Source organism: Arthrobacter sp. GW822-FHT05G07, assembly GCF_058799755.1.
The window spans coordinates 86,347-95,925 of the sequence record NZ_JBXALT010000017.1; the positions used below are offsets into that span (position 1 = coordinate 86,347).

At 63.4% G+C, this 9,579-nt stretch carries 13 protein-coding genes; 11 read left to right on the top strand and 2 right to left on the bottom strand.

Features of this window, described 5'->3' with window-relative positions; all coding sequences use genetic code 11:
• Positions 1–3: 3 nt before the first annotated feature.
• The 6 genes from AC1RJY_RS23160 to AC1RJY_RS23185 all read left to right on the top strand — a co-directional run bounded on the left by AC1RJY_RS23160 (position 4) and on the right by AC1RJY_RS23185 (position 6,008).
• Positions 4–1,119, top strand: coding sequence for a FecCD family ABC transporter permease (locus tag AC1RJY_RS23160; protein ID WP_498603648.1), 1,116 nt, complete (start codon positions 4–6; stop codon positions 1,117–1,119).
• Positions 1,116–2,225, top strand: coding sequence for a FecCD family ABC transporter permease (locus AC1RJY_RS23165; protein ID WP_498603649.1), 1,110 nt, complete (start codon positions 1,116–1,118; stop codon positions 2,223–2,225). The genes AC1RJY_RS23160 and AC1RJY_RS23165 overlap by 4 nt, the downstream gene beginning before the upstream one ends.
• A gap of 1 nt (position 2,226) precedes the next feature.
• The gene (locus tag AC1RJY_RS23170; RefSeq protein WP_498603650.1) at positions 2,227–3,051 is read left to right on the top strand and encodes an ABC transporter ATP-binding protein; all 825 of its coding nucleotides are present in this window, start codon (positions 2,227–2,229) and stop codon (positions 3,049–3,051) included.
• Entirely contained in the window at positions 3,048–4,103 is a 1,056-nt protein-coding gene (locus AC1RJY_RS23175; RefSeq protein ID WP_011776367.1) for a siderophore-interacting protein, read from the top strand. Before AC1RJY_RS23170 ends, AC1RJY_RS23175 begins: the two co-directional genes overlap by 4 nt.
• 253 nt (positions 4,104–4,356) lie before the next feature.
• Positions 4,357–5,193, top strand: coding sequence for an SGNH/GDSL hydrolase family protein (locus tag AC1RJY_RS23180; RefSeq protein WP_014922996.1), 837 nt, complete (start codon positions 4,357–4,359; stop codon positions 5,191–5,193).
• On the top strand, positions 5,190–6,008 hold the full coding sequence (locus AC1RJY_RS23185) for an SGNH/GDSL hydrolase family protein (RefSeq protein ID WP_498603652.1): 819 nt from the start codon (positions 5,190–5,192) through the stop codon (positions 6,006–6,008). The genes AC1RJY_RS23180 and AC1RJY_RS23185 overlap by 4 nt, the downstream gene beginning before the upstream one ends.
• Here the strand turns inward: AC1RJY_RS23185 and AC1RJY_RS23190 are convergent.
• The gene (locus AC1RJY_RS23190) at positions 5,984–6,271 is read right to left on the bottom strand and encodes a YciI family protein (protein WP_498603654.1); all 288 of its coding nucleotides are present in this window, start codon (positions 6,269–6,271) and stop codon (positions 5,984–5,986) included. The genes AC1RJY_RS23185 and AC1RJY_RS23190 overlap by 25 nt on opposite strands.
• 68 nt (positions 6,272–6,339) lie before the next feature.
• Here AC1RJY_RS23190 and AC1RJY_RS23195 point away from each other — a divergent pair, with 68 nt between their 5' ends.
• From AC1RJY_RS23195 to rpsN, 5 genes are all read left to right on the top strand, one after another.
• Positions 6,340–6,819, top strand: a complete 480-nt coding sequence (locus AC1RJY_RS23195; RefSeq protein WP_011776363.1) for a MarR family winged helix-turn-helix transcriptional regulator — start codon at positions 6,340–6,342, stop codon at positions 6,817–6,819.
• Between the two features lie 53 nt (positions 6,820–6,872).
• Positions 6,873–7,637, top strand: coding sequence for an SGNH/GDSL hydrolase family protein (locus AC1RJY_RS23200; protein ID WP_011776362.1), 765 nt, complete (start codon positions 6,873–6,875; stop codon positions 7,635–7,637).
• A 392-nt stretch (positions 7,638–8,029) separates the two neighbouring features.
• Positions 8,030–8,266 carry a 50S ribosomal protein L28 gene (gene rpmB, locus AC1RJY_RS23205; RefSeq protein ID WP_011776361.1) on the top strand — a complete coding sequence of 79 codons (237 nt, stop codon included), beginning with the start codon at positions 8,030–8,032 and terminating at the stop codon, positions 8,264–8,266.
• Positions 8,266–8,433 (top strand): 50S ribosomal protein L33, encoded by a 168-nt coding sequence (gene rpmG / locus AC1RJY_RS23210; RefSeq protein WP_003798558.1) that lies wholly within the window; start codon positions 8,266–8,268, stop codon positions 8,431–8,433. Before rpmB ends, rpmG begins: the two co-directional genes overlap by 1 nt.
• A gap of 4 nt (positions 8,434–8,437) precedes the next feature.
• Positions 8,438–8,743, top strand: coding sequence for a 30S ribosomal protein S14 (rpsN, locus tag AC1RJY_RS23215; RefSeq protein ID WP_011776360.1), 306 nt, complete (start codon positions 8,438–8,440; stop codon positions 8,741–8,743).
• Positions 8,744–8,797: 54 nt separating this feature from the next.
• Here the strand turns inward: rpsN and AC1RJY_RS23220 are convergent, their stop codons facing one another.
• Positions 8,798–8,971, bottom strand: a complete 174-nt coding sequence (locus AC1RJY_RS23220) for a hypothetical protein (RefSeq protein WP_498603655.1) — start codon at positions 8,969–8,971, stop codon at positions 8,798–8,800.
• Positions 8,972–9,579 lie beyond the last annotated feature (608 nt).

The window sequence follows — 9,579 nt, forward strand, 5'->3', positions numbered from 1 at the left end:
GCAATGAAACTGAGTACGACGACGGCAGTCCAGGGGCGGGGCAACGGCACTTCGGTGTCGGCTGGCCCGGGAGGCATCACCCCTGGCGTCATGGGAACCGGAAGGGGAACCGGTTCCCGAGGCACGGCAGGCAAGCGCACCGCTTGGCTGCTGGCCGCCGTCGTCGTACTCGCAGCAGTTTGCGTCGCATCCTTGGCGGTCGGCGCACGGGGGCTGCCCCTTAGTGCCGTTTGGGAAGCACTCACCAACTTCAATCCGGCAGATGGTAACCACGCGGTGGTCATCGCCCGGATTCCCCGCACCGTGCTGGGTCTGCTCGCCGGCGCCGCACTAGGCTTGGCGGGCGCAGCAATGCAGGGCGTGGCCCGTAACCCACTGGCCGATCCCGGCATCCTGGGACTCAATGCCGGTGCTGCCCTTGCTGTCGTCGTGGGGATCTACGTTTTCGGCATCGGCTCGCTGTCCGGCTACATCTGGTTCGCTTTCATCGGCGCCGCAGCGGCCGCCGTCGTGGTTTATGCCATCGCATCCAGGGGACGCGACGGTGCGACGCCGGTCAAGCTCGCCTTGGCGGGTGCGGCCCTGAGCGCCGGCCTGTTCTCCCTGATGAACGTCATCCTGGTCTCCAGCCAGGACACCTTTGACCGTTTCCGGTTCTGGCAGGTGGGCACCGTTGGCGGACGTGACTGGTCCGTCCTCCTACCCGCGCTGCCGTTCCTCGCAGTCGGGGCCGTGATTGTCCTGGCCGGCGGTCGCATTTTGAACAGCCTGGCCCTGGGCGACGACATTGCCCGCGGCCTCGGCCAAAACGTCACCCTGGCCCGCAGCATCACCGGGCTGGGAATCGTGCTGCTCTGTGGATCCGCCACTGCCGTGGCCGGACCCATCGCCTTCCTCGGCTTGGTCATTCCCCACGCTGTCCGCTCGCTGACCGGGCCGGACTACCGCTGGATCCTGCCGTTCTCCGCCGTTGCGGCCCCCATCCTGCTGATTACCGCCGACATCATCGGCCGCGTGATCCTTCTCCCGGGCGAAGTCCCTGCAGGCATCATGACCGCGATCATTGGGGCCCCGGTCTTCGTCTGGCTCATCCGCCGCGGAAAGGGGGCTGGACTGTGACGACTGTTCACAAACTCCCCACCGAGTTGGCACTTAATGCCAATGATGCGGGCAAACATGGTCATCTATTGTCACTTCGGCGCGTGCTGAGCCCAACGTTTTTCCTCGGGCTCGCCGTCATCGTCATGTTCGCGGTCTACGTGCTCCTGGGCAGCTACACCGTGACCATCCCGGACTTCTTCACCATCGTCATCAACCACCTGACCGGCGGCGAGAAAATCCCCGGCGCCAGCTTCATCGTGATGGAACACAAGCTGCCCCGGGCAGTCGTTGGAACCATGATCGGCATCGCCTTCGGCCTGGCCGGCGCCCTGTTCCAGACCATGCTGCGCAACCCGCTGGCCAGCCCGGACATCATCGGCATCAGCTACGGCGCCAGCGCGGCGGCCGTAACGGCAATCGTGATCTTCGGTGCCTCCGGAGCGGTAGTTTCCTGGGCCGCCCTTGGCGGAGCGCTCGGCGTCGCGGCCATCATCTACGCGATCTCCCGCAGCGGCTCGGGCGCGGGCGGAGGCAGCCGGGGCAACGCCGCAGGCAACCGCCTGATCCTTGCAGGCGTTGGCATCGCTGCTGCACTGCACGCAGTGGTCAACTTCCTTATGACTCGTGCGGACATCCGCACCGCAGCCGACGCCCTCATCTGGCTCAACGGCTCCCTGAACTCCTCCAACTGGGAGCGCGCAGGCGTCCTCGGAGTCTCCTTGCTGGTCCTGCTCCCCGCCGTCATTGCCCTCGCCGGCCCGCTGCGCATCCTCGAACTCGGAGACGACGCAGCCGCGGGCCTTGGCATCAAGGTCAACGCCGCCCGGCTGGGACTGGTGCTGACCGCCGTCGGGCTTGCCGCCGTCGCAACTGCTGCCGCCGGTCCGGTGGCGTTCGTTGCTTTCCTCGCCGGCCCGATTGCCCGCCGCATCGTCCGCAAACCCAGCCTCCCGGCGTCGGCCCTCACCGGTGCGCTGATCGTGCTGATGGCCGACTTCTTCGCCTCCAACATCGCCCCCGTCATCCTCGACGGAACCGTCCTCCCGGTCGGCGTCATCACCGGCGCCCTCGGTGCACCCTTCCTGCTGTGGCTGCTGGTCACGTCGAACCGAAAGGAAGCCTGACATGGCCATCCTTAATGCCCAGGACCTGACGCTCCAATTCGAGGCACGCAAGGTTGTGGAGGGACTCTCCACCGAAATCCCCGAAGGCAAAGTGACCATGATCGTGGGCGCCAACGCCTGCGGCAAGTCCACCCTGCTGCGCGGTCTTTCGCGGCTGCTCAAGCCCGCCCGCGGCACGGTGACCTTGGACGGCAAAGACATCCACACCCGGCCCGCCCGCGAACTCGCCCGGACACTCGGCCTCCTGCCGCAGCACCCCACCGCTCCTGACGGCATCACCGTCCGGGACCTCGTAGGCCGCGGCCGCTACCCCCACCAAGGCTTCTTCCGCAGCTGGAGCGCAGCCGACGACGCCGCAGTGCAGCGCGCGCTCGACGCCACCGCCACGCTTGAACTCGCTGAGCGGAGCATCGACGAACTGTCAGGCGGGCAACGCCAACGGGTCTGGATCGCCATGGCTCTGGCACAGGAAACCGACGTCCTTCTCTTGGACGAACCCACCACATACCTTGACCTGGCACATCAGGTGGAAGTCCTGGACCTGATCACGGACCTCAACCGAAGCCGCGGCACCACGGTGGCGATCGTGCTCCACGACCTCAACCTCGCCGCACGCTACGCAGACCATGTCATCGCCATGAAAGGCGGGTGCATCGTGGCCGAAGGTCCGGCGCCGGTGGTGGTCACAGAGGAACTGGTCTTCAACGTTTTCGGCCTGGAATCCCGAGTGGTTCCGGATCCCATCTCAGGCACACCGCTCATCGTCCCCATCGGACGCCACCACGCACGCCCCGCTTCAACCAACGAACTGGAGATCGCCTCATGAGTGCACAACCAACACAGGCCAAAGCAAGTGCCGCCGTGGAGCCCATGACCCTCGCCTTCGACGTCACAGTGACGGCCGTGCAGGAGCTCAGCCCCAACTTCCGCCGGATCACGTTTGGTGGCTACTCACTGCGAGACTTCGGCGTTGCAGGGGACACTTTGGACCTCCGCGTGAAGCTGATGATCCCGTCCTTCGACGCCTCCGGCCAGCAGATCCCGCTGCCTCCGTTCAAGATGGAAGAAGCCGGTTGGTACCAGGAATGGTTGGCCATGGACCCGTCCGTCCGTGGTGACATGCGCACCTACACCGTGCGCTCTGAGCGTCTCGACGCCGTCTACCCCGAGATCGACATCGACTTCGTCATGCACTTCGACGACGCCGGCCACGGTGGACCCGCCGCCAACTGGGCCAAAGCAGCCAAGCCCGGCGACGCCCTGACCATCATCGGCCCCAACAACCGCGCAGCCCAGTGCACCACGGCCGGTGCCTACGGCGGTATCGAATGGCGTCCGGGCCTCGCCCAGCGCATACTCCTGGCCGGCGACGAAACCGCCGTCCCCGCCATCAGCGCCATCCTCGAAAGCCTCCCCGCCGACATGACCGGGCACGCCTTCCTTGAGGTACCAGAAGCCGGCGACTTCCAAGACATCTCCACCGAAGCCGACATCGAAATCACCTGGCTCGCACGCGGAGCTGCCATCGGACGCTCCCGTCCCCACGGCGAACTGCTCAAAGAAGCCGTAACCAAGGCAGTTCCTGTGCCCGGCTGGGTAGGCATCAAGGGCGACGGGACCGCCGCCGGACCCGAACCCGAAGACGTCAACGTGGACCAGGACATCCTCTGGGAAACCCCGCAGCGCATGGACACCGCAGCCATCGAAGCCAGCAAAAACCCCACCCTTCCCGCCGGCGCCCTGCCGTTCTACGCGTGGATCGCCGGAGAAGCGTTCGTGATCAAGGAAATGCGGCGGTACCTGGTGCGGGACGTTGGTATTGACCGCAAGCAGGTTGCGTTCATGGGTTACTGGCGACGAGGCAAAGCGGAGGGCTAAGCCCTTCCCGCTGAGTCGCCGCAGTTTGACGGCCGGGTGGCGCCCATCCTCGGCGTGCTGCTCCTTCGTCGCTTTGACGCACGCTGCCGGATGCCCGCCACCCGGCCTTCGGACGCTCTCTCACTTCCCTCGGGTTTGGGGCGGACGCTCTCTCACTTCCCTCGGGTTTGGGGCGGACGCTCTCTCACTTCCCGTTTTGCTTGTTCACTTTGGGTTGGCTCCGGTGTAACCGGGGGCGGGTAGCGTCGTTGGGGTGCGGGAGGAATTCGGGGGCGGGAGTAAAGCACGACGGCGGTATGTCGCCATCGGTGATTCCTTCACCGAAGGCGTGGGGGACCCGAGCAAGGTCCTGCCGAACGGGGTCCGCGGATGGGCCGACCGGGTTGCCGAAAAGTTGGCCAAGGCCCAGCCGGGCTGGGAGTACGCCAACCTGGCAGTGCGCAGCAAGAGGCTCCGGCACGTCATCGACGAACAACTCGAGCCCGCCATGGCCATGGAACCAACGCTCATTACGCTCTACGCAGGCGGTAACGACATCCTCGATTTCGGTACCGATATGGATGCTCTCCTCAAAGACTACGAATTGCTCGTCGCGCGCCTGAGCGAAACCGGGGCAACCTTGGTCCTGTTTACCGGGTTCGACGTGAAGGTGTCGGCCGTCTTGGAACCCTTCAAGAAACGCAACACCCTCTACAACCAGAGAGTCCGCGACATCGCCGCCAAATATGGCGCAATCCTGGTGGACTACTGGTGCTTCGATGCCTATAAGGACTCCCGGATGTGGGCACCGGACCGGCTCCACATGTCCAAGGCGGGCCACAAGTACTTGGCCGCCCAGGTGCTGGACCACCTCAACGTCCCGCACAAGATCTCCCCGAAGGAATGGGACCCGCCCACGCGCATGTCCATGCGCGAATGGGAGCGCCGGCAGCGCCGCTGGGTCAACGACTGGGTGGTCCCGCTGTTCGGACGCAAACTTCGCGGTGTCACGCTGGGGGATTCCATCAGCCCGCGCTGGCCGGAACCCGTGAAAGTTCCACGCAAGGGTGGCCTGAAAAAGCTCATGGAGGACCGGGAGACAACGCAGTGAAACACCAGATCCGGTTCGTGGCGCTTGGCGACTCCTTCACTGAGGGCGTCGGCGACAACGATCTCCGGCTCCCCAACAACTGCCGGGGTTGGGCGGACCGGGTGGCCGAAGAACTGGCAAGGGACAACCACACCACCCGATACGCCAACCTGGCCATTCGCGGGCGGCGTCTCCATCGGATCATTGATGAACAAATCGAGCCGGCCCTCGCCATGAATCCCACGCTGGTCAGCTTCTACGCAGGCGGGAACGACCTCCTCATGGCAAAACTCAACATGAACAAGCTCATCAGGGACTACGAGGATGCCGTGCGGCGCCTCAAAGCCAGCGGAGCCACGGTCCTGCTCTTCACCGGTTACAACGTTCCGCTGTCTCCCCTGCTGGAACCACTCAAAGTGCGTACTGCCATCTACAACCGCCAGATTCGGCGTATTGCAGCGACGTATCAGACGCTGCTGGTGGACTATTGGTGCTTTGAGAAGTTCCAGGACCCGCGACTGTGGGCCCCCGATCGCCTGCACATGTCCAGTCCCGGGCACAGCTACATGGCCAAGAAAGTCCTTGAAGTCCTCGGGGCTCCGCACTCGCTCCAATCACCAACGCTCGCCGCGCCCCGTCCGCGGACCCGCGCCGAAAACATCGCCGACGACGTCGCCTGGCTGAGGCGCGACGTCGGGCCTTGGCTGTCGCGTCGGTTCCGCGGCGTCTCGAGCGGCGACCGTCTGGGGGCGCGCTGGCCGGAGCTCATGCCGGTGGTGCTGCCGGAACGGCTGGGAACAAGCCGCGCAATTCAGCTATCGAGCAGGTTTTCGTAACCCTCGGCCACGCTGGTAGCCGTGAATTCAATGATCTCGAACTCCGCCACGCCGTTGCTGTAGAACGGGTCCTTGGCCAGCGAGGCATCCAACGTGGCCCGGTCCACTTTGGACAGCAGCATGCCTCCCGTGGCTGGGACGCGACGTCCGGACGCAAGGAAGATGCCGCCGTCGAACGCGTCCTTAAGCCAGGCCATGTGGCCCGGGCGGTGGAAATCGACAATTTCGTCGGGAACTTTGTAGGTCAATGAGACGACAAACATGCCGCCAGCCTATCGCCTGAGCCGGGGCCGCGACCTAAGGAAGTAGCGAATTCTCATAAGATGGAGGCATGACTCAACCCCGCTGGCTGAATGCCGACGAACGCCGTGCTTGGCTGGCCCTGCTGAGCATCAACACCTTGCTCCCCTCGGCGTTGGACACCCAGCTTCAGTCGGCCGGCAAACTGTCCCTGTTCGACTACAACGTACTCGCTATGCTCTCCGAAACCGAGGGCCGGTACCTCCCCATGAGTGAGCTCGCTGCGCGCACAAGTGCCTCCTTGTCGCGCCTTTCCCACGTGGTCACCAAACTGCAGAAGCGCGGCTGGGTGGAAAGGCAGGCGCACCCCGGCGACGCCCGCGTAACCGTTGCCCACCTGACGGACGCCGGCATGTCCACCATCGTGTCCCTCGCCCCGGGCCACGTGGAATCCGTGCGCACCTTGATGCTCGATTCGCTCAGTCCCGAGGACGTAGCCGACCTTGCGCGCATCGGCGAAAAAATCGTTGCCCGTTTGGACAACAACCACTGGATCCTGCGCGACTCCTAGCCCGCCCGTCGCGGGCTTTGTGGCCTCGAGTGTTGAAGTGGCAGACTGGCGGCATGGATTTTTCTGCCCGCTATGTTGCCCTTGGGGACTCGTTTACTGAGGGTGTCGGAGACGACGATCCCGCCCGCCCCAACGGCGTCCGGGGTTGGGCCGACATCGTCGCGGGGCAACTCGCGCACAGCAACGCGGACTTTGGCTACGCCAACCTGGCCATCCGAGGCCGGAAGCTGCGGCAGATCATGGCTGAGCAGGTTGATGCCGCCGTCGCCATGAATCCAACCCTGGTCACGCTGTACGCGGGGGCGAACGACATCCTGCGGCCCAAGATCGATATTGACTCGCTTTTGGAGGAGTACGACGCCGGCATCGCCAAGTTGAGCGCGTCGGGAGCCACCGTGGTCCTGTTCACCGGCTTTGATGCGAAGGGCTCGAAGGTTTTCAGCGCCATGCGCGGCCGCACGGCGATCTACAACGAACTGGTGCGCGAAATCGCCGAAAACCACGGTGCCCTGCTGGTGGACTATTGGCGGTTCGACGAGTACGACGACTGGCGCCTCTGGGGTGAGGATCGCATGCATATGTCCACAGCGGGCCACGTCAATATGGCGAAGCGCGTCTTGGATGTCCTTGAGCACGAGCATGTCATTGAGATTCCTGAACTGGCGCCGGTCCGTCTGATGAATCGTGTTGAAGCATTGAAAGCCAACGCGCGATGGTTCCGGGAATCCGCGGCACCCTGGGTGGCCCGCCGTGTGCGGGGCGTCTCTTCCGGCGACGGTTTGAGCCCGAAATATCCTGAACTGATCCGCCCCCTTTAAATACGTTCCGCCACACTCATCCGGGCTGTCCTGCTTGTGGGCTTCTTGGGCGTATGATGCCGGATTGGTCTTAATTTGGCCTGGCCCGTAGAATAGTTAGGCGCTAGGTAGTGCGGATCGTGTGCAATTGCTCCGGTTAGTGGTGACTGTTGGTTTTACTGACATCCCGGTGGCCGGTAGTTAGGGGCTCAAGTTGCGTGCATTCCTGTATTCGCCCGGTATCCCAGGATCTGTTCCAGTGATTTTCACTGCCCGGTCCTGAGGCCAACCTTCTTCGCCGCACTTGCTGCGGAAACCATCGAAATGGTTTGGACCCGGATGCGGACGCTGCCTGTCGCACGGCAACGCAGGAACATCTGCACGCCGTTACATTCAATCTTTGGAGGAGAGTCATGGCAGCACACTGCCAAGTGACCGGAGCCGAGCCGGGCTTTGGACACAGCATTTCGCACTCGCACCGTCGCAACAAGCGTCGGTTCGACCCGAACATTCAGAAGAAGCGCTACTGGGTTCCGTCCCTGCGCCGTAACGTCACGCTGACCCTGTCAGCCCGTGGCATCAAGACAATCGACGTACGCGGCATCGACTCAGTCGTCGCCGACATCCTGGCACGAGGAGTAAAGCTCTAATGGCAAAGGACAAGGACGTACGTCCGATCATCAAGCTGAAGTCCACCGCGGGCACCGGTTACACCTACGTAACCCGCAAGAACCGTCGTAACGATCCTGACCGTCTGGTCTTGAAGAAGTACGACCCCAAGATCCGCCAGCACGTCGAATTCCGAGAGGAGCGCTAAACACATGGCAAAGAAGTCCAAGATTGCTCGCAACGAGCAGCGCAAGGTCATTGTTGAGCGTTACGCTGCCAAGCGTCTCGAACTGAAGAAGACCCTGGTTGACCCCAACGCGACTGACGAAGCACGCGAAGCTGCACGCCTCGGCCTGCAGAAGCTGCCCCGCAACGCCTCCCCGATCCGTCTGCGTAACCGCGACCAGATCGACGGCCGTCCCCGCGGCACGCTCCAGAAGTTCGGTATCTCCCGTGTTCGCTTCCGCGACATGGCTCACCGTGGTGAGCTCCCGGGCATCACCAAGTCTTCCTGGTAATCACGAAGCTCTGAAAGGGCCGGCAACCGTTATGGTTGCCGGCCCTTTTTGCGTTTAAGCGTGCTTACTCTTGCCGGCGTTGGGTGGTGTGGCTGGGGGTGGGCTGGTGTGGTTGGCGCGGAGGCGGTGGTTGGTGCGGAGGGTGTGGTTGGTGCGGAGGCGGCGGTCATCCTCGGCGCGCTCGCTCCTTCGTCGCTTGGACGCGCGCTGCCGGATAACCGCCGCCACCTTCCGACGCTCTCTCACATCCCTCGGGTTTGGAGCCGTCGCTCTCTCAGGTCCCTCGGGTTTGGGGGTGTCGCTCTCTCAGGTCCCTCGGGTTTGGGGGTGTCGCTCTCTCAGGTCCCTCGGGTTTGGGCTGGTGTTCGACGGCGGTGGTCGGGTTGGGACGGCGGCCGTGTGGCTGGTGGGTGGTTGGGCTTTGTGACGGGCTTCACTGAGGTTGTTTTTCTCGGGTTTTTACTGGTTTGGGGTCTTGATGAGTGTGTTGGGCCCGTGTTTGCGGGGTTTTGGGGTCGGTTTCGGGTGATTTGTGCCGGGGCCCGTGGGCGTGTAATGTCTTCTGAGTCGCCGCGAGTGAGACAGCCTGGAGCTGAGAGCCGCGGAGGCCAACCCCCTTGATGACAGCCTGAAAAATGGCACGCTTTTGAGCGTGCTTGTGACGGGTGGGGCCGAGGCCTGGATCGGGAATCGCGGAAACGTTGATTTGCAAAGATTTGGTTGATCGGGTAAGTTTGAAAAGTTGCTCCGGAGCGATCCAGCTGAGGCTGGTGGTACTGCTTTGGATTAGCGACCTGTTGTTTGAGAACTCAATAGTGTGCCAAGTTTGTTGATAC